A 21849-nucleotide genomic window follows, 5' to 3' on the forward strand; every position below is an offset into this window, starting at 1 on the left:
TGCTTCAGCGCTCGAGCTTGGGGATGGCGGCCGGGGCGGGTTCGGCGGCGGGTGCGGCGCCGGCGCGCAGCTCCTCGATCCGCTCGACCAGGGCGGCCACCGTGGAGGATTCGAACAGCGTCTTCATCGCCAGCCGGGCGCCGGTGGTCTTGCGGACCTGCGCGATCAGCTGGATGGCGACGAGCGAGTTGCCGCCGAGGGCGAAGAAGTCGTCGTGGATGCCGATGCGCTCGACGCCCAGGACTTCGGCCCACTGCCGGGCGATCTCCGCTTCGAGATCCGTGCGCGGGGCGACGTAGTCGTCCTCGGACTGCGGCACGACCGGCTCGGCGACGTCGGTCTCTTCCAGCGACTCCGCGGTCACCCGGCGGGCGAACAGCTCCCGCACCGGGCGGGTGCTGATCACGACCTGGCCGCCGAGGCCGGGCGTCAGCGCGCGCAGGAACGCCTCGGCGCCGTCGACCGGCCGGATCCCGGCCGAGTCCACAGTGGACTTCGCCGCGGGCGCCGCGAGTCCGCCGCTGACCGCGCCTTCGTCCACCCGGCGCAGCACGAAGTCCTCGATCTCGACCAGCACGCGGCCGTCGTCGCCGCACAGGGTCAGGTCCGCGGCGATCACCTGGTCACCGCCGCCGTCGCGGTAGCGCAGGTGGCTGTGGAAGCTCGCCGGGAGCGCGTGGTGCACCACCACCCGGCCGTAGCTCATCGGCAGGTAGGTGCCGCTCCCCCGGCCGCGGCCGAACGCCGTCGCGACGTCGAGCAACGCCGGGTGCAGCCCCCAGCCGGTGTCGAAGACCGGCGCGACGAGGGATGCCAGTTCTTCGAGCTCGCCGACGTGGTGGGTGCGCAGTGCGGCCCAGCGCGGGCCGAAGGTGACCATGCTGGTCCGGCCGGTGCCGAAGGCGTTGCCGTCGTCGAGCACGCTCGTCCGGGCGCGCACGGCGTCGAGGTCCACAGTGGACACCGGCGCGGCCGGGACCCAGCCGGCGGAGCCGCGGACGTGCACCTTGGTCACCCCGGCCGCGCGGCTGGTCACCGTGAAGCCGTCACCGTCGAAGTTCACCCGGTACTCCGCGACCGTGCCCTCGGGCACCGAGAACGGCTCCAGGAAAGCGACGTCGCGCAGTTCGACGACGTGGCCGTCGGCCGGTTTCGGCAGCGTCGCCTCGACCGCGGCGCGGACGGTCTCCAGGTGTCCCGTGCCCGGCACGACCGGGACTCCGGCGATCCGGTGCTCGTCGAGCAGCCAGTGCCCGGCCGCCGAAACCAGCCCGTGGCAGCCATCGCCCGTGCGGGTGGTCAGCACCGGGTGGGTGACCGGGCCGTCCGCCCGGGTGCGGGTGGAGCGGATCGCGGTCGGCGCGGCGACCTCGGCGGCCATGCCGACCTCGTCCCAGCCGCCCCAGTCGTGCGCGACGACCCGGGCCCGCCAGCCGTGGTCACCGCGGGCGTAGGCGTCGAGGAAGTTGTTGGCCGCGCAGTAGTCCACCTGCCCGAAGTCGCCGGACACCGCGGTGACCGACGAGCACAGCGCGACGAAGTCCATCGGCCGGTCGGCGAACACCTCGGCCAGCGCCAGGGTGCCCGCGATCTTCGGGGCGAGCACCGCTTCGGCGGCCGCCCGCTCCTTGACCTCCGCGACGCCGCCGCCGGGCAGCCCGGCCGCGTGCACGATGCCGTCGAGCCCGCCGAACTCGCGCTCGGCCAGCTCGCGGACCTCCCGCAGCCGCGCCGGGTCGGTGACGTCGACGGCGAGCACGTGCACCACCGCGCCGGCGGCCTCCATCCGCCGGATCGCGAGCATCGCGCGCCCGGCCCGGTCAGCGCCGCCGGATGCGGCCAGGTGGGCGTCCCACTCCTCCCGCGGCGGCAGACCACCGCGGGTCAGCAGGATCAGCTTCGCCCGGACGCGCAGGGCGAAGTCCTCGGCCAGGGTGACGCCGATGCCGCCGGTCCCGCCGGTGATGAGGTACCGCCCGCCGTCCCGCAGCACCGGCGTCGCCACTTCGGGGACGGTGAGCTGCGTGTGTTCGAGGACCCAACGGCGGCCGGCGCTCAGCGCCACCTCGGCCGGTGCGTCCGCCGGGGCGAACAGCTCGGTGACGACCTCGGCGGACACGGCGCCGGTGTCGATCCGCCGCACCACCGTGCCGGGGACCTCCAGCGGCAGCACCCGCGCGATGCCCGCGAGCGTCATGTGCTCGGGCCGGGTCAGGCCGGTGCCGGTGACGTCGGCGGTCCCGCTGCTCAGCAGGTCGATCCGCACCGGCTCGCCCCAGGCCTGGACCAGGGTGAGGACGCTGAAGAACCCGCGGTCCTGGGCGGCCATGCCGGTCTCGGCGCCGCCGAGCGTCCACGCGTGCACGATCCGCTCCGGCCGGACGCCGAGCGCGGTGACCAGGGCGTCGTAGTCCTCACGGACCCCGGGCCGGACGGTGAAGCCGGTTCCGGTGACGGTGAACTCCGCGCCCGGCCGGACCTCGGTGACCACAACCCCGGCGTCCCGCAGCAGGCCGGGCAGCACGTCGTCGTCGACAAACGCCAGGCACGACCCGAACGGCTCGCGCCGCAGCTCCGGACCGGCCTGGCGCCACGACGGCACGGCGAACCACTCGTCGAGGGGCGACGGCCCGCTCGGCCCCACCGGCTCGACCACCGCGCCCGCCGGGTCGGGGTCGACCCAGAACCGTTTGCGCGCGTAGGGATACCCCGGCAGCGGCACCCGCGAGCCGGGCGCCAGGGAGTCCACGGCGATGCCGTGTGTCCACAAGAGACCGGCCGCCGCGTACAGCGTTTCGACGTCACCCTCCCGCTCGGTGCGCCCCGGCAGGCTCGGCTGCGGCGCGGGCAGGCCCTTCGGCACCTGGCCGCGGGCCAGCCCGGCGAGCTGGTGGCCCGGGCCGCACTCGACGAGGGCCCACCGCTCGCCGCCGGCGAACAGCGTCCGCACGCAGTCGCCGAACCGGACCGCCTGCCGCAGGTGCGCGGCCCAGTACCCCGGGTCGGTGGCCTGGGCGTCGGTGATCCAGTCCCCGGTGAGGTTCGACAGGAATGGCAGGGTGGGCGCCGACCGCGGCACCGCGGCGACGGCTTCGGTGAACTCCGCCAGGATCGGGTCCATCATCGGCGAGTGGAACGCGTGCGACGTCACCAGCTCGCGGCATTGGACGTCACTCGCCTTGAGCAGCGCGGCGAAGTCCGCCACGGCGTCCGGTGGCCCGGCGACCACGCAGGTGCCCGGGCCGTTGACCCCGGCGATCGCGAGCCCCTCGGGCAGCCGCTTCGCGACGGCCTCTTCGTCGAGCTGGACGGCGAGCATCGCCCCGGCGGGCACCGCCTGCATCAGCTCACCGCGCCGGACGACCAGCCGCAGCGCGTCGGCCAGGCCGAACACCCCGGCCACGGTCGCGGCGACGTACTCCCCGACGGAGTGCCCGATCATCGCGCCGGGCCGCACACCCCAGCTCTGCCACAGCTTCGCGAGCGCGTACTCGAGGACGAACAGTGCGGGCTGGGTGAACCGCGTCTCCCGCAGCGCGGCGTCCCCGCCGCGGTCGAAGACCAGCTCCTTCAGGCCCGGCATCCCGGCGAGCTCGCAGCACTCGTCGACGGCCGCGGTGAACACCGGCTCGGAGCGGTACAGCTCGGCGCCCATCCCCGCGTACTGCGAACCCTGCCCGGAGAACAGGAACGCCACCTTGAGCTCGTCGGCCTGCGCCGTGCCCAGACGGCGTGCGTCGCGCAGGCCGTCGACCGCGTCCTCCGGGTCCCGGACGACCACGGCCGCGCGGTGCGGGTACTCGGTGCGGCCGGCCGCGAGGGTGTGCGCGACGTCGGCGAGGTCGAGGTCGACGTCCCCGGCCAGCCGGTCGGCGAGCCGCTCGACCGCGGCGGACAGCGCTTCCCCGGTCTTGGCGGAGACGCGCAGCAGGTGCGCCGGGTGCGGGCGGCGGGTGCGCTGTGGCGCCGGGGCCTCCTCCAGCACGACGTGCGCGTTGGTGCCACCGACCCCGAACGAGCTGACGCCGGCCCGCCGCGGGTTCTGGGCCGCCTCCCACTTCGTCACGGTCCGCGCGGGGTAGAACGGGCTGCGCGGGAAGTCGATGCCCGGGTTCGGCTCGGCGTAGTTGATGGTCGGCGGGATGAGCCCGTGTTCCATCATCAGCACGGTCTTGATCAGCGCGACGACGCCGGCGGCCTGGGACAGGTGGCCGATGTTCGACTTCACCGAGCCGAGGGCGCACCAACCGGTGTCCGGCACGCCGTGGCCGTACACAGTGGACAGTGCGGTGACCTCGATCGGGTCGCCCAGCGCGGTCCCGGTGCCGTGCGCCTCGACGTAGCCGATGGTGCGCGGGTCGACCCCGGCCATGCCGACCGCCTGCGCGATCGCCTCGGTCTGCCCGGCGACGCTCGGCGCCGAGAAGCCGACCTTCGTGGCGCCGTCGTTGTTGATCGCGTTGCCCAGCACCACCCCCCGGATGTGGTCGCCGTCTTCGAGCGCCTGCGCCAGCCGCTTGACCAGCACCACGCCGACGCCGCTGCTCCACACCGTGCCGTTGGCGCCCGCGTCGAACGCGCGCACGTGCCCGTCCGGCGAGGTGAAGCCCTCGACGCCCATGTACCCGATGCCGTGGGGCATCTCCAGGTTCACCCCGCCGGCCAGCGCCATGTCGCACTCGCCGTTGCGCAGGGCTTCGCACGCCAGGTGCACCGCGACCAGCGACGTCGAGCACGCCGTGTGCAGCGCCAGGCTCGGGCCGCGCAGGTTCAGCTTGTAGGACACCGACGTGGTCAAGTAGCTCGGCTGGTTGCCGGTCGACATCCCGATGCCGCCGTGCTGCGACGCCATCACGCGCTTGTTGCGCAGCAGGTTCTCGATCAGGTAACCGGTCCGCCCGGTGCCGCCGTAGACCCCGATCGCGCCGCGGTAGCGGGCCGGGTCGTACCCGCCGTCGGTCAGCGCCGAGTGGCAGGCTTCGAGGAAGACGCGGTGCTGCGGGTCGGTGATCTCGGCTTCACGGCTGGTCATGCCGAACAGCTCGGCGTCGAACTCGTCGAAGCCGTCGACCACCGTGGTCGCGTTGACCCAGCTCGGATCGTCCAAAGTGGCCGGGTCGGCGCCGCGGGCCAGCAGCTCCTCGCGGCCGGCCGGCTTGATGGACTCGACACCGTCGACGAGGTTGCGCCAGAACTGCCGGAGGTCACCGGCGCCCGGGACACGGGCGGCCATCCCGACGATGGCGATCGGCTCGGCGCCGGGTTCGGGGTCGTGGGTCACTGGGCTGGCTCCTGTTCCTGGCCGGTCGTGCCGGCACTGCGGCGGGGTCTTCTGGACGGCGTGCGTCCCCGGCGGGCGGCGACACGCTCGGCGGCGCGGGCCAGTTCGGGGCTGGTTCCGGGCCGGGCGTGCAGGTAGGCCGCCAGGGCGCGGACGGTGGGGTGGCTGAACAGCTCGACGACCGGGATGCGGCGGCCGAGCCGGTCGGTGAGCAGGGCGTGCACCTTCATCAGGGCGAGCGAATGGCCGCCGACGTCGAAGAAGTTGTCGGTGACACCCACGCTTCCGACGCCGAGCACCTCCCGCCAGGCCTGCGCGATCACCGCCTCGGCGGCGGCGAGCACGGCGACGTCGGTGACCTCCGGAGCGGGCGCCGGCCGCGCGCGGGTCATCGCGTCCGGCGCGGCGGTGCGCACCGAGGGCCGCGGGGTCGCGGGCAGGCAGGTCCCGACCGGCCGGTCCGGCGCGGCGGCCAGCCCGGCGAGCAGGTCCGCGTAGTCCGCGGCGAACGCGGTCATCCGGACGGCGTCGAACAGGTCGGGGTTGTAGAGCAGCTCGACGCCGTCGCCGAGGACGTAGACGGTCAGGTCGAACGGCGAGCCCGGCTTGGCGACGGGCAGCCACCCGGCCCGCACGCCGGGCAGGTCCAGGCGCGGCTCGGTGAAGGTCAGGATGTTCACCATCACCTGCACCAGCGGGGCTTGTGCGGGGTCCCGGCCGACGCCCAGCGCCTCCACCAGCTTCTCGAGCGACGCCGCCGGGTGCGCGGTCGCGGCCAGCAGCTCGGCCCCGCCGCGCCGGGCGTGCGTGGCGAAGTCCGCGTTGTCGTCCGCCCGCAACCGCACCGGCAGGATGTCCACGAAGAACCCGGCGAGGTGCTGGGTCTCGGGCAGCTGCCGGTCGGCGACGACGGTGGCGACCAGGTGGTCGTCCCCACCGGTGAGCCGGCGCAGCAGCTGCCCGAACGCCGCCAGCAGCACCCCGGCCCGGGTGGTCCCGGTGCGCGCGGCGAGGTCCCGGACGGCGTCGGCGGCTCCCTCCGGGAACGCCTGGTGCACACTCGCGCCACGGTAGGTCTGCACGGCGGGACGCGGCCGGTCCCGCGGAAGGTCCACTGTGGACGGCGCACCGGACAGGTGCTCGGTCCACCAGGCGAGGTCCACGGCTTCCCGGCGGCAGTCCCGGTCCGCACGCCATGCCGCGTAGTCCGCATAGGACGCCGGGAGCGGCGGTAGTTCCTCGCCGCGATAGGCGGCCGCGAGATCGGCGCAGAGCAGCTCCTGTGACCAGCCGTCGAACACGGCGTGGTGCAGCGTGAAGCCGAGGACGTGGTCATCCGGGCCGAGCTGGTAGAGCCGGACCCGCCACGGCGGCTCGCGGTCGAGGTGAAGCGGTGTCGCCGCGTCGACGGCCAGCCGGTCGGCGAGGAAGGGCTCGGTCAGGCTGGTCATCGGCACCGGAACGTCGTCGACCGGCAGGCATTCCGCGCGCGGCACACCGTCGACCGGGCGGATCCGCCAGCGCAGCACGTCGTGCCGTTCGGCGACCGCCCGCAACGCCGTCCGCAGCGCGCCGACCTCCAGCGGGCCGGACAGCCGGAACGCCATGGTGATGTTGTAGGGCGCGGCGTCGGGGGCGAGCTGGTCGAGGAACCACAGCCGACGCTGCGGCGGGGACAACACCGGCGCGTGCCCGGTCGTCAGGCCCGGTCCGGTGAGCGGAGCGGCCGCAGCCACTCGCCGTTCGAGCCCGGTGAGGGTCCGCCCGGCGAAGACGTCCTCGACGGAGACGTCGGCGGCCAGCTCCGAGCGCAGGGCCGCGACCAGGCGCATCGCGGCGATCGAGTCGCCGCCGGCCAGGAGGAAGTCCGGTCCGGCGGCCGCGCCGAGCACCTGCCGCCACACCCGGGCCACGGGAGACGCGGGCTCGGGCGCGAACTCGACCGGGGTGTCCGCGAGGGCGCGCAGCGCGGGCCGGTCGACTTTGCCGGTCACGGTGTTGATCGGCAGCGTGGCGAACCGCCGGATCACCGCCGGGCGCATCGCCTCGGTGAGCCGGTCCCCGGCGTGCGCGCGGATGTCCTCATCGGACGGTGCCGACGCCGGGGCGAGGAACGCCACCAGCCGGGTGCCGCCGGGGCCGGGCACGGCTTCGACCGCGACGGCGTCGACCCCCGGGTGCGTGGCGAGCGCGGCTTCGACCTCGCCCAGCTCGATCCGCTGCCCGCGCACCTTGACCTGCCGGTCGGCCCGCCCGGCGAACTCGAGCCGGCCGTCCGGCCGCAGCCGGGCCAGGTCGCCGGTGCGGTAGGCCCGCTCCCCCGGCTCGTGCGGGTCGTCGACGAACTTCCGCGCGGTCAGCTCCGGGCTGCCGAGATACCCCGCGGCCACGCCGGGACCGCCGATGAGCAACTCGCCGAGCTCACCCGGCGGCACCGGCCGCAGGTGGTCGTCGACAATGTGCGCGCGGTGGTTCGGCGTCGGGGTGCCGAGCGGCAGCGGGTCGGCCGGCAGCCCGGTCACCTCGTCGGTGACCACCACGACCGTCGTCTCGGTCGGGCCGTAGACGTGGAAGAACCGGCGGCCGGGCAGCCAGCGGGCGGCCAGCTCGGCGGGCACCGGCTCACCACCGCAGGCCACGACCCGCCAGCCGGGCACGTCCGCCGGGTCGAGCAGCGACAGCAACGTCGGTGTGATGAACCCCCAGTCGACGTCGTGTTCGACGACGAAACGGCGCAGCCGTTCCGGGTCGGCCCGGTCGGCCGAACCGGCCAGCTGCACGGACCCGCCGACGGCCAGCGGCACGAAGACGTCCATCGTGAAGGCGTCGAACCCGAGCGACGAAATGCCGAGCACCCGCGTTCCCGGGCCGACCCCGAGCCGGTCCGCGAACCCGGTGATGAACGCGACGACGTTGCGGTGGCTGGTCAGCACGCCCTTCGGCCGGCCGGTCGAGCCGGACGTGTAGAGCACGTGCGCGGTGTTCTCCGGACCGGCCGGGCAGCTGCCGGGCGCCGCGGGCGGCGGGACGTCGAGCGCCTCGATCCCTGCCACCGCAACAAATTCGGCGACGGCGGCGTCCCCGATCACGAGCGAGACCCCGGCGTCGGCGGTGATCGTGGTCAGCCGGGCCCGCGGCCCGCCCGGGTCGAGCGGGACGTAACAGCCGCCGGCCAGCAGCACCCCGAGCACGGTGGGCACCAGCGCGGGCCGCCGGTGGGCACACACCCCGACCCGGGTCTCCGGGCCGGCGCCACGCTCGCGCAGGGCCGCCGCCACGCCCCAGGCCGCGGCGACGAGCTCAGCGTAGGTGAGCCGGCTTTCGCCCTGCCGGACGGCGAGCGCGTCCGGCGTCCGTGCGGCCTGCGCCAGGACCAGGCCGGCGACCGTGGTGTCCGGACAGGACAGTGACGGGCCGTGGATGCCCGCGAAGGGCAGCGTGTCGGTCACGGTGAACTCCCCAGTTCGGTGTGCGGCCCGGGACCGCGGTGGCGGCCGGACGGTGAAGCGTGCGGATCACGGGTGGTCACCCGGGACCGGCGGGTCGATCCAGAACCTGCCGCGGTGGAACGGGTGCCCGGGCAGCGGCACCCGGCCCGGCTCCGCGCCGTCGTGGCGGGCGGCCCAGTCGACGGTGTCGCCGCCGAGCCAGCGGGCGGCGAGCTCCCGGGCCGCGCCGGGCGGTCCGGCCAGGTTGTCGTCGCCGGTCAGGAGGGTGTCGAGCGCGTCGACCGCTTCCGCCGCGGTCGTCGCGACCACGGCGGCGCGGCAGGCGAACTCCCGGCGGCCGACCGCGAGCGTGTAGGCGACGTCGGCGAGCTCGGGCGGGTCGGCGGCGAGCCGCTCTCGCAGCGCGGAAAGCGTTTCGCGCAAGGATTCGGCGTCGCGCGCGGACACCGGCAGGACGTGCGGGCCGTCGGCGGTGACCCGCGGCCCGGCGGCCGGCGCCTCCTCGACGACCACGTGGACGTTCGTGCCGCCCAGCCCGAATGCGCTGACCCCGGCGACCCGGCGCGGCGCGTCCGGCCAGTCGATCGCCTTGACCGGCACGTAACAGGGCCCGCCGGCCAGGTCGGCCTCCGGGTGCGGCGCGGTGAAGTGCAGGCTGGGCGGGATCACGCCGTGGCGCACGGAAAGCACGGTCTTGAGCAGGCCCGCCACCCCGGCGGCCGCGTCGAGGTGCCCGATGTTCGTCTTGACCGAGCCGAGCGCGCACGTGCCGGCCGGGACGTCCCGGTACACCCGGTTCAGCGCGGCGACCTCGATGGCGTCCCCCAGCGGGGTGCCGCTGCCGTGCGCCTCGATCAGCCGGACGTCGGCCGGGTCGACCTCGGCCACGGCCAGCGCCTCGGCGACGGCGGCCGCCTGGCCCGCCGGCCCCGGCACGGCGTACCCGGCGCGCTCGGCGCCGTCGTTGGTCATCGCCCAGCCGGGCAGCACGGCGTGGATGTGGTCCCGGTCGGCGAGCGCGTCGGACAGCCGCCGCAGCACGACGACCCCGGCGCCGGAGCCGAACCCGGCGCCGTCGGCCGCGACGTCGAACGAGCGGCACCGGCCGTCCGGCGACGCCATCCCGCCCGCGCGGTACCGCGGCCACGTGATGCTGACGCCGCCCGCGAGCGCGAGGTCGCAGCGGTACTCGGCGAGGCTCTGCGCGGCGAGCCCGACCGCGGCGAGCGAGCTGGAGCAGGCACTTTGGACGGCCACCGCGGGCCCGGTCAGCCCGAGCCGGTAGGCGACCTGGCCGGGCAGGTGGTCGGTGAGCTGGCGGCCGAGGAGCCGGCCCTCCCAGTCGTCGGGGTCCACGTCGCCGGTCACGGCCGGGTTGCCGAACAGGTGGAAGAGGAAGTACCGGTTCACCCCAGCGGAGGTGAACACCCCGACCGGGCCGTGTTCCCGCGCCGGGTCGCGGCCCGCGTCCTCCAGCGCCCGCCAAGCCGTCTCGAGGAACAGGCGGTGCTGCGGGTCGGTCCGGGCCGCTTCTTCTTCGGTGAAGCCGAAAAAGGCCGCGTCGAAGTCTTCGATGCCGTCGAGACGGCCGCCGGCGCGGACGTGCGCGGGATCCGCGCGCAGGCCGGGACCGATGCCGAGCGCGGCGAGCTCGTCGTCGGTGTAGTCGTGGATCGAGTCGACGCCGGCGCAGAGGTTCCACCAGAACGCGGCCGCGTCCGGCGCCCCGGGAAAGCGGCAGGCGAGCCCGACCACGGCGATCAGGTCGCTGCCCGGCTCGTCCTCGTCGCCGGTCCCGGCGACAGCTCGCGGTGCGTCCGAAGTGGACTGTTCGAGGTAGCCGGCCTGTGCCGCGATCGTCGGGTGTTCCAGCAGGCCGAGCAGCGGGACGTCCACATCGAACTCCGCCGCCAGCCGCTGCTGGACCCGGCCCAGCAGCAGGGAATGCCCGCCGACGTCGAAGAACGCGTCCCCGGTGCCGATGCGGTCGTGCCCCAGCACCGCGCACCAGATCGTGTGCACCCGGCGCTCGGCCGGTGTCATCGGCTCGGCCGGGACCGGCGCGGGCGGCCGCGGATCCGGAAGCGCTTCCTCGTCGAGCTTCCCGGTGACGGTGAGCGGGAACGCCGGGACGGTGGTCACGGCGTTCGGCACCGCGTGGGCGGGCAGGGCTTCGGCCAGCGTGGTGCGCAACGCTCGCCCGTCCAGACGCGCGTCCGGCCCGGGGACCACGTAGGCGAGCAGTTCACCGTCGCGGACGATCGCCCGCGCTTCGGCCACACCGGGCAGCTCACCCAGCCGGGCCTCGATCTCGGTCAGTTCGACCCGGAACCCGCGCACCTTCACCTGGCGGTCCAGCCGGCCGAGGCAGACGAGCGCGCCGTCCGGCCGCACCTGCCCGAGGTCGCCGGTGCGGTAGCTGCGGACGCCGTCGGCGGTGGTGGCGAAGGCCGGGCTCGGCCGGCCGAAGTAGCCGTCGACCAGGTACCGGCCGCTGACCTCGAGCTCGCCGCCGTCGAGCACGGTGAGGGTGTACCCGGGCAGGGCGGCGCCGATCGGCAGCGGGCCGGTCGCGTCCGGGCCGACGTCGGCCGCGGTCAGCCGGTGCTGCGCGGCGAAGGTCACCTCGGTCGCGCCGTAACCGTTGACGTACACACAACCAGCGGCGAACCGGCCGCGGCGGACGTCGGCGTAGGTGGCCTGCTCACCACCCAGGAGGACGGTCCGCACCGAGGGCAGGTCGCCGTCGAAGGCGTCGAGGAGGTGGCGGTAGACCGTCGGGGTCGAGTGGTAGACGGTCACCTCGTGCCGCACGAGCTCACGCGCCGCGTGGGCCACGCCGTGGGCGCGGACGTCGACCGGCACGACGGTCGCGCCGGTCAGCAGCGCCGGGTACAGGTCGGGGATCGCCGCGTCGAAGCCGAACGAGGCCAGCAGGCTGAGCCGGTCGGCGGCGGTCACGGCGAGGGTCGTGATCTGGTTGTCCACGACGTGCAACAGGTTGCGGTGGGTCTGCGCGACCGCCTTGGGCGGGCCGGTGGACCCGGAGGTGAACAGCACGTAGGCCGGCGCGTCGGGGTCCGGGTCGGGCACCGGCAGCGGCGCGGTGTCCGGCCCGGACCGGACGACCCGCGCGGACCCGTTGCGGCACAGAGCTTCCGCGAGGTCGGCGTGCTCGGGATCGGCGAGCACGGCCGACACGCGCGCCGCCGTGACCTGGTTGGCGAGCCGGTCCCGCGGGAACGTCGGGTCCAGCGGGACGTAGGCGCACCCGGCGGACAGGGTGCCCAGGATCGCGGCGATCGTGGCGGTGCCGTGGCCGGTGAGCAGGCCGACGAACTCCCCCGGCCGGACCCCGGCGTCGAGCAGCCGCGCGGCGTGCCCGCCGGCCAGTCCGGCCAGCCGGGCGTAGCTCACCGCCGAGTCGTGCTCGAGCACCGCGATCCGCTCGGGCGAATGCCGGACGATTCCTGCAAAACGTCTGATGCAGCCGGCTCGCGTCATCGCTCGGCGTCGGCTCCCGAAGGCGAATGGGCGCGCGAAAACCACGGCGGTGAAGTCGACTTCATCTCACTCCCCAGTGCGATTCATGACGAAGAATCACGCCAGGTTAAGGGTCACGAAGCCGAAGTGGGATACGCAATCCGCAGAGTTGCACCGAATGGCCCATCGATCCCGGGCCGGAGGTAGCAGTTTCCCACGTGATCCACACTCCCAGTGCCCGCTGTCCCCCTCGAACGGCCACTGTGGACATTCGGGTGACTACCCCACGTAACGGGCGCTCGAGATGACTCGGTCGGATATTCACCGACCAAGGATCAGCGCATTGTTTCGGCGCGGCCATTCGCAAAATCGATTCAGCGCGCGCCGAATCCGCGCCATCCGGCGCCGAAGCCGTGGGGCCCGCGCTAACCGGCGTTGGCCAGCAGGCCCGGTCCCGACGGCGAGCTCTCGAGCAGGCACGCGTGACACGGCATCCCGCGCACCCCGTCCAGGACCTCGGCCTCGCCCGGGTGGATCGCCTCGCCGCACAGGGCCGTCAGGTGCTCCGGCACCGGGCCCGACGGGACGGGGATCAGGTGACAGACTCGTCTGCTCTCGCCGACGACGCCTCGGCGTAGCCGCACCAGCGCGAGCATTCCACCGTTTTCACCCATAGCCGAAAGATAGGCCGAACGGCCGAGCCCGGCTTCGTGCTCCCGACCCAACGATCTTGGGCCGGGGTGGTCTGCGGATACCAAACGTCAGGCCGCGGCCAGCACCGCCGCGCCCAGCCGGCGGCACAGGTTCAGGGCCAGCTCGACGTCCAGGCGGCCCTCCGCGAGCCCGCGCGGCAGCAGCTCCTGCGCCTTGCGGACGCGGTACTGCACGGAGTTCTTGTGCATCGTCAGCTCGGCCGCGGCCGCGGTGTAGCTGCCGCCGGTCGCCAGGAAGACGCGCAGGGTCTCGCGCAGCCGGGCGCAGTTCTCGTCGTCGGCGCCCAGCGGGCCGAGGGTGCTCGCGACCCACAGCCGGGCCGCGTTCAGGTCGCTCGTCATCAGGGCCACCGTGCCGACGTCCCGGAAGGTCAGCACGCGGTCGCAGTGCTCGCCGGCCGCGAGCGCCAGCGCGTGCACCCGGCGGGCCTGCTGGTGGGTGTCGCGGAAGCCGTCGACGCCCGTGCCGGGGTCACCGACGGTCACGCGCACCCCGGGTTCGGCCTGCTCGAGCGCCGCGTCGAGGTGTTCGCGGCGAACCGACGCGCCCGCGGCGAGCGGGAGCCACACCCACGCGCCGGCTTCGTCGCGGGGCACGAACAGCGGCCGGCCCTGCCCCTGGACGCGGTCGAGCACCGCGCCGGCGACCGACTCCAGCACCGACAGCGCGTCACCGGCGTGGCCCTCCGCCGCGTGCCAGACGATCATCCCCACGTGCGTGCCGCGCAGGCGGTAGCCGATCAGCGCCTCCGCCGCGTCGACGTCGACCGGCCCGCCGCCGTCCCCGAGCAGGTCCTGCACCTTCGCCGCCCGCGCGGCGCTCCGGTTGAGCAGCCACCGGTCGCGTTCGTCCTGGTAGACGCTCACGAGCTGGCGGACCACCCGGGTGATGAACTCGTAGGCGACCTTCAGCAGCCGGCGCATCATGGCCCCGAGCAGGGCCGCGTCGTCGACCAGTCGGGTGCACTCCTGGAACCCGAAGTCGAGCATCGCGGCCTGTCCGAGGTCGTACGCGCGGATCAGGTCGAACACCGGCGTGCCGCGCTGCGCCAGCCGCCGCGCGTACTCCATGGCCGCGGCCGGCGGCTCGACGGTCGCGGGGTCGATGCCGTGCCGGAAGATCTGCAGCGCGGTTTCGATGTTCTGGTAGACGCTCGCCGACAGCAGGCTCACCATGCGCTCGTCGTCGTTGACCAGCTGCGGCAGGTCGTTCGCGTAGAGCTGCACCAGCTCGCCGGTCAGCTCGGCCGCCCGGTCCGCCAGCGTGGCGGCGATCTGCCGGATCCGCTCCGAGACGAGTTCTTCGTCCACCATGGAGCCACCCTAAGGGGTGATCGATTCACCGCGGCCGAGGAACTCGTCGATCAAGCCGAACGTTTCGGCCGGAGCCTGCAGGTGGGGCATGTGCCCGGCGCCCTCGACGACCTCGAACCGCGCGGCGGGGAACGCGGCCGCGTACGCCTTGCCGAACGCCGGCGGGACGACGACGTCGTCCGCGCCCCAGACCAGCAGCGCCGGGATCCGGACCCGGGCCAGCCGCCGCAGCAGCTTCGGGTCGGCGACCGCGGGGCCGGCGTAGGCCCGCAGCGCGGCCATGTCGTCGGCCGACGGGCCGGGCGCGCCGGGCGGCGGCGCCGGCATCCGCACCGGCTGCTCCTCGATCTCCGGGCCGATGCCGTCGAGGACGACCAGCGCGCCGAGACGCCGGCCGCGGTCGCGAACGGCCATTTCGGACGCGACCCAGCCGCCGAAGGAGCTGCCGACCACGACGACGTCGGAGAGGTCTTCGTCGTCGAGGAGGTCGAGGTAGGTGACGGCGAGGTCGTCGACCCCGGTGAACCAGTCCGGCCGCGGGGTGCCGGCCCAGCCCGGGTGGGTCGGAGCGAGCACGCGCGAGTCCGGTGCGAAGTGCTCGACGATCGGTTCGACGCCCCGCGGGCCGGCGCCGCCGTGCAGCGCCAGCACGGTCCGGGTGCCGCTTCCGGTGTCGACGAGGGAGATGTCCAGTCCGGGGTGGGGAGACAACGTGCGAGTCATCGTGGCGCCTTTCAGTGGTGGGCGGCGTGGGCCAGCATCTGGTCGACCATCGCGGCGGGCGCGTCCGGCCGGAAGCAGGCTTCGAGGTTGTCCGCCGAGTCGCGGGCCGCTTCTTCCGCACGCGGGAACAGCGCGTTTTCGTAGGCCGAGAGAGCGCTTTCGACGTTGTCGTGCCCGGCCAGCGCCAGGGCCAGCTCGGTGGCGTCGAGCATGGCGAGGTTCGCGCCTTCGCCGGCGAACGGCGACATCAGGTGCGCGGCGTCGCCGAGCAGCGTCACGCCCGGCACCCGATCCCAGCGGTGGCCGACCGGCAGAGCGTGGATCGGGCGCGGGACCAGGCCGTCGTCACTGTCCACGATGAGCGCCCGCAGCCCGGCCTCGAAGTCGGCGAAGACCTCGAGCAGCCGGGCGCGGTCGGCCAGGCCGGTCACCGCGGCGGGGTCCTCGGTCTTCACGGCGGCGTACACGCGGATCCGGCCGCCGCCGTTGCGCTGGGCGATCAGGCCCTTCCCGCCGGCCAGCGCGAACATCGAGCCCGAGCCCACGAGCTCCGCCGCGGCCGGGTGCCGGGTGTCCACATCGGACAGATGAGCCTCGACGAAGGAGAGCCCGGAGTAGACCGGCGCCGCCTCCGACAGCAGCGGCCGGACCTTCGACCACGCGCCGTCCGCGCCGACGACCAGGCCGGACTCGACGACTTCGCCGGTGTCCAGGGTGATCGAGCCGGGCGCCACCGCGGTCACCTTGGTGCCCCAGCGGACGACGCCGGGTGGCAGCGACTCGACCAGGATCCGCTTGAGCTCCCCGCGGTCCACCTCCGGCCGGGTGCCCCCGCTCTCTTCGGCGGTCTCCTCGAACCGGACGACACCGTGCCGGTCGAGGATCCGCAGCGCCTCGCCCTCTTCGCGGGCGACCGCGCGGAACTCCTCGGTCAGGCCGGCTTCGGCCAGCGCACGCAGGCCGGACTCTTCGTGCAGGTCGAGCGTGCCGCCCTGGTCGCGGGCGGTCGGGGACGCGTCGAGCTCGTAGACGGTCGCCGTGATCCCGCGGGTGTGCAGGACGCGGGCGAGGGTGAGACCACCCAGGCCGCCGCCGACGATGGTGACGGAAGACATCAGGACTCCTCGGGTTCGGGACGCGGAGTGGCGAACGCGCCGTTGAGCAGCGCGTCGAACGCCCACCGCGAGCGGGCGGGGCCGGGGCCGGACACCAGGTCGGCAGCCAGCGCGGCGATGTGCGGATGGGTGGCCGGGGACGCGGTGGTCAGCGAGCCGACCATGTCCTCGTGCTCGCGGTCGGCGCCCGGCTTCTCCCGGCGACCGCCGTTCTCGGCGGCGGTCGCGGTGGCCGTCAGCAGCAGGACGTCGACCGCCCAGGCGGCCTGCCCCGACGCCATGCCGCCTTCGTCGAGCAGCGCGAGCACCGCTTCGACGAGGGTCAGGTAGTGCGGCCCGCTGAGCCGGGTGACGAGTGCGACGCGGGCCAGGCTCGGGTTCGCGAACAGCACCGACCGGTAGGAATTCAGCACGGCCCACAGCCGTTCGCGCCAGTCCCCCGCGCCGCCGAGGTCGACCTCGGCGAGCAGCTCGTCGAGCACCGCGGCGTGCAGTTCTTCGGTGTCCTTGACGTAGACGTAGAGCGACGCGGCCCCGGTGTCGAGCTCCTTGGCGAGCCGGCGCATGGTCACGCGCTCGACGCCTTCGGCCCGCATCACGGCGACGGCGGTCGTCACGATGCCTTCGCGCGTCAACGCCGGTTTCGCCGGGCGCTCGCGGCGGTTGTAGGTGCTGTCCGGAGCCATGCCTCCACCATAACGAACATGTTCGTCACGAGCACGTTCGGAGCGAACATGTTCGTATGAGTCAGGTCACAGGCCGGGTTCCTTCTCTGCTGAATCAGGGCCCGATCGAGTGCGGCCGGCGGCGTTCCGGCAGGGCCAGGACCGCCCAGACGACCTTGCCGCCCGCCCAGCGGGTGCTGCTCCCCCACGCCCGGGCGGTCTGGGCGACGATCCGCAGCCCCAGCCCGGGCTCCAGGATGTCCGGCCGCTCGACCAGGACGGCCGGGCGCGGGTCGTCGTCAGCGACGGCGATGGTCAGCAGGTCCTGGCGGAGCTCGAGCCGCAGCCGCGGTTCGGACGACGTGTGCCGGGACGCGTTGTCAGCGAGCTCGGCCGCGATGAGCGTCCCGTCGTATTCGAGGGCGGGCACGCTCCATTCGCGGGCCTGGTCGCGCACGAAGGCCCGGGCCTGCGCGATGCCGGGTTCGCCGCGGGCCAGCGTCCGCTCGGCCCGCCGGCGAATCCGGTTCGGCAGCGCGGCTTCGGCGGCTTCGACGTCCGCGTGCACGGGCACGAACCGGCCCACGCCGTAGTTGGCGAACGCCCGCAGGTGCCCGGCCTGCCGGGTGACCAGCGCCATGGGGATGCCCGGCCACTCCTCGAGCCGCCGGGCGACGAACGGGAACACGGCGGGCGGGCGGCCGCCCAGCTCCAGGCCGTCGATGTCGGCGACGAGCCCGGGCGGGGCGTCGGCGCCGATCTTCAGGAGGCCGTCGCGCAGGAAGGGGTACCCGGTGAGATCGAGCTCCCCGGTGATCGTCACCAGCGCGCTCGAGGCCCGGGTCCGCAGCCGGAGCTCGATGCCGTCAGCCACGAGGACCGGCTGGGTGGCGCCGTTGTTCCACGCGCACACGCTAGCCGTCCGGGAGGCGGGCGTACAGGCCGGTGGCGCACCCGTTCCGAGCCCGCGAGCGAGCTGATACCGCCGAACGCTTACCGGTCGCGCACCCGGGCGAAAAGAATCGGAAACATCGCCGAAACCCGGACCAGTTCCCTAACTGGTCTGGACCACGATTTCCAGGATCACCCGTCCGGCGGTTTCTCGTTTCCCTGCAATGGAGAGTTCCCGCTGGGCGGTCATCTGCGGAACACATGCTGCACGTTAGGCAATTACTAGGGAATTTCCCGAAACGACTTTCGAAGGGGTGTGGTGACGCCGGGCGGGCGGTATATCTGAAACGACCCGATCCGCAGTGGCCGGCCGGACTCCCCCGGCCGGTTCGATGCCGCCCGCCCCCCGTCACCGGAGGCACCATGCACCGCCTGGACCCCGCCCGTGAACACGTCATCGGGCTCTACCGCATCGTCATCGGCTTCCTGTTCGCCTGCCACGGCTTGAAAACGCTCTTCGGCCTGTTCGGCGCGAAGGCGGCCGCCGCGGTCGGCGTGTGGCCCGGCTGGTGGGCCGCGGTCATCCAGCTCGTCTGCGGCGCCCTGGTCTGCGTCGGCCTCGGCACCCGGTACGCCGCCGTGCTCGGCTCCGGCTCGATGGCCTTCGCCTACTTCACCGCCCACCTGCCCGACGGGCTGCTGCCGATCCAGAACGGCGGCGAAGCGGCCACCCTCTTCTGCTGGGCCCTGCTGGTCGTCGCGTTTGTCGGTCCCGGCCGCTTCGCGCTGAGCAATCTTCCCGCCCTGCAACGGAGTTCGCAGCGGACGGGAACCCGCGTCACCGCTTAAGGACGGGAGATCCCGACGCCGCTGCGTGCGTCGGGCCCGTACTTCGCCAGCTCCCCCGCGAGGTCGAGCCGGCCGATGCCGCCGCCCTTGGCGCGGTCCTCGTCGGTCAGCAGCTCGCGGGGGATGATCCAGACGACCTCGAACTCGAGCCCGCTGGGATCCTTGGCGTACAACGACTTCGTGGTGCCGTGGTCGGACGAGCCGACGAGCGCGCCGGCCGCTTCGAGCCGGCCGGCGATCCGCTCGAGGTCGCCGAGGGTGTCGACCTCCCACGCGAGGTGGTACAGCCCCACCGACGTCCGCCCGGCGCCCGAGTCCGCGGCCTCCGAGCCGAGTTCGAAGAGGCCGAGGTCGTGGTCGTTGGTCGAGCCGGGCGCGCGCAGGAAAGCCGCGCCGCGGTGCGCGTCACCGCCGTCGATGTAGTCGAAGCCCAGCAGGTCGCGGTAGAACGCGACACTCTCGGCCAGGTTCCGGACGTACAGCACGGCGTGGTTCAGGCGGAAGATCGACATCGGCTCCAGTGCCCAATCGATTGAAGTTTCAACTTCCAGGCTAGGCGCGTGCACCGAGCCGGTCAACCCACTCTCAGTGGGTCCGCCGACCGTCCGGGCGACAAACCTTCGACACCGCATCGAGGCCTGGTCCGGCGGCCCGCCGGTTCGTAGGGTGGGGAAACCGCAGGACGTCGTGTCAGCCGTCCCGCGGGCGGTGGCCCCCGGATCCGACCTTTCCCCGAAGCCAAGTCCGGGGTGCCACCGCACTCATTTACATACATACGGCATGTATGTAACCTGGCAAGCATGACGCCACGCAGCGAATCCCTCGGTCAGGAGCACCGCGTCCGGCTGCCCGCCGGCGAGGTGCGGTACTTCGAGCGGGGCGCCGGCGCCCCGGTCGTGTTCGTCCACGGCGTGCTGACGAACGCCGAGCTGTGGCGGAAGGTCGTGCCCGACGTCGCCGCGGCCGGGTTCCGGTGCCTGGCGCCCGACCTGCCGCTCGGGGCGCACGACCTCCCGATGCGCGCGGACGCCGACCTCTCCGTACCCGGCAACGCCGACCTGATCGCGGACTTCCTCGACGCGCTCGACCTGCGTGACGTCACGCTCGTCGCGAACGACACCGGCGGCGCGCTGACGCAGGTGCTGCTCAGCCGCCGGCCGGAGCGGGTCGGGCGGGTCGTGCTCACGCCGTCCGACTGCTTCGAGTACTTCTTCCCGCCGATCTTCAAGGCGCTGCCGCCGATCGCCCGGATCCCCGGTTCGATGGCGGTGCTCGGCCAGCTGCTGCGGATCCGCGCGCTCCACCCGCTGCCGCTGCTGTTCGGCTGGGTGGTGAAACGGCCGCTGCCCGACGCCGTCGCGCAGGCGTACCTGTCCCCGCTGCGGAAGTCGGCCGGCGTGCGCCGCGACCTGCGCAAGCTCCTGCGGGACGTGCACCCGCGCCACACCCTGGCCGCCGCCGAAGCCCTGCGCACGTTCGACCGGCCGGTGCTGCTGGCCTGGGCGGCCGAGGACAAGCTGTTCCCGATCCGGCTGGCCCACCGGCTCGCCGCGCTGCTGCCGGACGCGAAGCTCGTCGAAGTCGCCGACGCCTACACGTTCCTGTCCGAGGACCAGCCCGCGGTGCTGGCCCGCCACGTCGTCGAGTTCGCGGGTGTCATGGCAGATTAGGCGGGTGCGTCGTACCCAGCAGGACCGTTCCACCGGCACCAAGGCCGCCCTGGTCGCCGCCGCGCGCGAGCTGTTCGCCGCCCGCGGTTACCAGGCCGTCCCGGCCGACGAGATCACCCGCGCGGCCGGGGTCACCCGCGGCGCGCTGTACCACCACTACGCCGACAAGCAGGGCTTGTTCCGCGCCGTCGTCGAGGAGCTGGAACGCGAGCTGACCGAAGAGGTCGAGGTCGCGTTCGCCCAGGGACCGGACCCGCTGACCGGGATGACCCTCGGCCTGGGTGCGTTCCTCGACGCCTGCCTGCGCGACGAGGTCCAGCGCATCTCGCTGACCGACGCGCCCGCCGTGCTGGGCTGGGACGTGTGGCGCGAAATCGAGGCGGAGTACGGCCTCGGCCTTATCACCGGTGTCCTGGAGCAGGCCAGGGCGGACGGGCTGATCGTCGAAACGCCCGTCCGGACCCTGGCCCAGCTCGTGCTCAGCGCGGTGATGGAGGCGGCCAGGATGATCGCCTCGGCCGACGACCCCGCACGCACGCGCGCCGAAGTCCAGCAGGTGCTGGCCGGCTGGTTCGCGAGCCTGCTGCGGACCTAGCGCGTCCGGTAGGTGGTGAGCACCGCCGGGCCCACCTGGGTGCTCGACACCAGCCGCAGGTCGGCGGACGCCGAGCCGTCGAACAGCCGCCGGCCTTCCCCCACCACGCTCGGGAAGACGAGCAGGCGGTACTCGTCGACCAGGCCGCGGCGGGCCAGCAGCTGCGCGATCCCGACCGACCCGATGACGATCAGGTCGCGCTCCCCGCGCGTCACCTCGTCGACGAGCTCTCCTTGCAGCAGCGAGGAGTTCTGCCACGCACCTACGTCGGTCAGCGTGCGGGAGGCCACCAGCTTCGGGATCGAGTTCATCCGCTGCGAGAACTCGTCCGTGCGCTCCGGCCAGAGCTTCGAGAACAGCTCCCAGGTGGACCGGCCGAGCAGCAGCGTCCCGGTTTCGAGCAGCCGGCCCAGCCGGAACTTGTCGCCGGCGACGGCCTCGGGGCCGTGCCGGAACGCCCAGCCGCCGGTGGCCGTGCCGCCGGAGCCGTCGGGATCCTCCACAACGCCGTCCACGGTGACGAACTCGACGACGGTCACGCTCATGACAACTCCCGGTGGTCGTGGCGCGCCCTCTGGCGCGGCCTCACCGGTACCTACTCGGGCCGGCCCCCGGATTCATCGCTCAGCTGCGCGGGAGTCGTCCCCTCGGCGACGGCGACCGTGTCGAACCAGCCGCACGCGGGCTCGCCGGGCGGCCGGTCGAACCGCGTCACGTACGGCTTGACGTCGAGGATCGGGGTGCCGTCGAGCAGGTCGACCCCGGCGAACCGGATCGTGGCGCCGCGGACTTCGAGGATCCGGACCAGGCTGAACCCGATCGGGTTCGGCCGCCGCGGGCCGCGGGTGGCGAAGATGCCCATCCGGCGGCCTTCGCGGCGGAGCAGGAACGGGACCTGGGTCAGCGCGCCGGCCGGGCGGTCGGGCCGGTCCAGCAGGCTGACCAGCCACGCGTAGTCGAACCCGGCCAGGCCGGCCAGGCCTTCGGCGAACCGCTCGTCGAGCTCGACCGTGCCTTCTTCGGCGCGGTTGGCACCGGCCTGGACGGGGGTGTGCTCGAGGTCCGTGCGGGCGGTGCGCACGACACCGATCGGGATCATCG

Annotated in this window: 15 protein-coding genes; 3 read left to right on the plus strand and 12 right to left on the minus strand. The window is 73.8% G+C overall.

Annotated elements, in window-relative coordinates; all coding sequences use genetic code 11:
- Window positions 1-4: 4 nt before the first annotated feature.
- From ACZ61C_RS11615 to ACZ61C_RS11655, 9 genes are all read right to left on the minus strand, one after another.
- Window positions 5-5281 (minus strand): type I polyketide synthase, encoded by a 5277-nt coding sequence (locus tag ACZ61C_RS11615; protein WP_465305521.1) that lies wholly within the window; start codon window positions 5279-5281, stop codon window positions 5-7.
- Complete coding sequence (locus ACZ61C_RS11620; RefSeq protein WP_465305523.1) at window positions 5278-8730, minus strand: acyl carrier protein; 3453 nt, start codon at window positions 8728-8730, stop codon at window positions 5278-5280. Before ACZ61C_RS11620 ends, ACZ61C_RS11615 begins: the two co-directional genes overlap by 4 nt.
- Before the next feature lie 66 nt (window positions 8731-8796).
- The gene (locus ACZ61C_RS11625; RefSeq protein ID WP_465305525.1) at window positions 8797-12234 is read right to left on the minus strand and encodes a beta-ketoacyl synthase N-terminal-like domain-containing protein; all 3438 of its coding nucleotides are present in this window, start codon (window positions 12232-12234) and stop codon (window positions 8797-8799) included.
- Between the two features lie 404 nt (window positions 12235-12638).
- Window positions 12639-12869, minus strand: a complete 231-nt coding sequence (locus tag ACZ61C_RS11630; protein ID WP_465305653.1) for a hypothetical protein — start codon at window positions 12867-12869, stop codon at window positions 12639-12641.
- 105 nt (window positions 12870-12974) lie between these two features.
- On the minus strand, window positions 12975-14240 hold the full coding sequence (locus ACZ61C_RS11635; RefSeq protein WP_465305527.1) for a PucR family transcriptional regulator: 1266 nt from the start codon (window positions 14238-14240) through the stop codon (window positions 12975-12977).
- Between the two features lie 9 nt (window positions 14241-14249).
- On the minus strand, window positions 14250-14963 hold the full coding sequence (locus ACZ61C_RS11640; protein WP_465305529.1) for an alpha/beta fold hydrolase: 714 nt from the start codon (window positions 14961-14963) through the stop codon (window positions 14250-14252).
- 11 nt (window positions 14964-14974) lie between these two features.
- Window positions 14975-16078, minus strand: a complete 1104-nt coding sequence (locus tag ACZ61C_RS11645; RefSeq protein WP_465305532.1) for an FAD-dependent oxidoreductase — start codon at window positions 16076-16078, stop codon at window positions 14975-14977.
- Window positions 16078-16764, minus strand: coding sequence for a TetR/AcrR family transcriptional regulator (locus tag ACZ61C_RS11650; protein ID WP_465305534.1), 687 nt, complete (start codon window positions 16762-16764; stop codon window positions 16078-16080). The genes ACZ61C_RS11645 and ACZ61C_RS11650 overlap by 1 nt, the downstream gene beginning before the upstream one ends.
- Before the next feature lie 94 nt (window positions 16765-16858).
- Window positions 16859-17617, minus strand: coding sequence for an ATP-binding protein (locus ACZ61C_RS11655; RefSeq protein WP_465305536.1), 759 nt, complete (start codon window positions 17615-17617; stop codon window positions 16859-16861).
- A gap of 440 nt (window positions 17618-18057) precedes the next feature.
- Here ACZ61C_RS11655 and ACZ61C_RS11660 point away from each other — a divergent pair, with 440 nt between their 5' ends.
- Window positions 18058-18483: a DoxX family protein gene (locus ACZ61C_RS11660; RefSeq protein ID WP_465305538.1), complete on the plus strand. Its 426-nt coding sequence runs from the start codon at window positions 18058-18060 to the stop codon at window positions 18481-18483.
- On the opposite strand, the gene ACZ61C_RS11665 is transcribed toward ACZ61C_RS11660, so the two are convergent.
- Complete coding sequence (locus tag ACZ61C_RS11665; protein ID WP_465305540.1) at window positions 18480-18995, minus strand: VOC family protein; 516 nt, start codon at window positions 18993-18995, stop codon at window positions 18480-18482. The two genes, ACZ61C_RS11660 and ACZ61C_RS11665, sit on opposite strands and share 4 nt — an antisense overlap.
- Window positions 18996-19283: 288 nt before the next feature.
- Here ACZ61C_RS11665 and ACZ61C_RS11670 point away from each other — a divergent pair, with 288 nt between their 5' ends.
- The gene (locus ACZ61C_RS11670) at window positions 19284-20153 is read left to right on the plus strand and encodes an alpha/beta fold hydrolase (protein WP_465305542.1); all 870 of its coding nucleotides are present in this window, start codon (window positions 19284-19286) and stop codon (window positions 20151-20153) included.
- Window positions 20154-20157: 4 nt separating this feature from the next.
- Window positions 20158-20748, plus strand: coding sequence for a TetR/AcrR family transcriptional regulator (locus tag ACZ61C_RS11675; RefSeq protein WP_465305544.1), 591 nt, complete (start codon window positions 20158-20160; stop codon window positions 20746-20748).
- Here the strand turns inward: ACZ61C_RS11675 and ACZ61C_RS11680 are convergent.
- Together ACZ61C_RS11680 and tsaA are read right to left on the minus strand one after the other, a co-directional pair.
- Window positions 20745-21293 carry a dihydrofolate reductase family protein gene (locus tag ACZ61C_RS11680; protein WP_465305546.1) on the minus strand — a complete coding sequence of 183 codons (549 nt, stop codon included), beginning with the start codon at window positions 21291-21293 and terminating at the stop codon, window positions 20745-20747. The genes ACZ61C_RS11675 and ACZ61C_RS11680 overlap by 4 nt on opposite strands.
- Window positions 21294-21343: 50 nt before the next feature.
- Window positions 21344-21847: a tRNA (N6-threonylcarbamoyladenosine(37)-N6)-methyltransferase TrmO gene (tsaA, locus tag ACZ61C_RS11685; RefSeq protein ID WP_465305548.1), complete on the minus strand. Its 504-nt coding sequence runs from the start codon at window positions 21845-21847 to the stop codon at window positions 21344-21346.
- Between the last annotated feature and the right edge of the window lie 2 nt (window positions 21848-21849).

The sequence above is a fragment of the Amycolatopsis sp. NPDC104587 genome (genome assembly GCF_055583645.1).

Excerpts from the sequence above, each read along its gene's own strand:
- ACZ61C_RS11640 (WP_465305529.1), bottom strand. The coding sequence starts at position 14,963 with ATGACTCGCACGTTGTCTCCCCACCCCGGACTGGACATCTCCCTCGTC.
- ACZ61C_RS11645 (WP_465305532.1), bottom strand. The coding sequence starts at position 16,078 with ATGTCTTCCGTCACCATCGTCGGCGGCGGCCTGGGTGGTCTCACCCTC.
- ACZ61C_RS11630 (WP_465305653.1), bottom strand. The coding sequence starts at position 12,869 with ATGCTCGCGCTGGTGCGGCTACGCCGAGGCGTCGTCGGCGAGAGCAGA.
- tsaA (WP_465305548.1), bottom strand. The coding sequence starts at position 21,847 with ATGATCCCGATCGGTGTCGTGCGCACCGCCCGCACGGACCTCGAGCAC.
- ACZ61C_RS11660 (WP_465305538.1), top strand. The coding sequence starts at position 18,058 with ATGCACCGCCTGGACCCCGCCCGTGAACACGTCATCGGGCTCTACCGC.
- ACZ61C_RS11650 (WP_465305534.1), bottom strand. The coding sequence starts at position 16,764 with ATGGCTCCGGACAGCACCTACAACCGCCGCGAGCGCCCGGCGAAACCG.
- ACZ61C_RS11625 (WP_465305525.1), bottom strand. The coding sequence starts at position 12,234 with ATGACGCGAGCCGGCTGCATCAGACGTTTTGCAGGAATCGTCCGGCAT.
- ACZ61C_RS11670 (WP_465305542.1), top strand. The coding sequence starts at position 19,284 with ATGACGCCACGCAGCGAATCCCTCGGTCAGGAGCACCGCGTCCGGCTG.
- ACZ61C_RS11680 (WP_465305546.1), bottom strand. The coding sequence starts at position 21,293 with ATGAGCGTGACCGTCGTCGAGTTCGTCACCGTGGACGGCGTTGTGGAG.
- ACZ61C_RS11635 (WP_465305527.1), bottom strand. The coding sequence starts at position 14,240 with ATGGTGGACGAAGAACTCGTCTCGGAGCGGATCCGGCAGATCGCCGCC.
- ACZ61C_RS11665 (WP_465305540.1), bottom strand. The coding sequence starts at position 18,995 with ATGTCGATCTTCCGCCTGAACCACGCCGTGCTGTACGTCCGGAACCTG.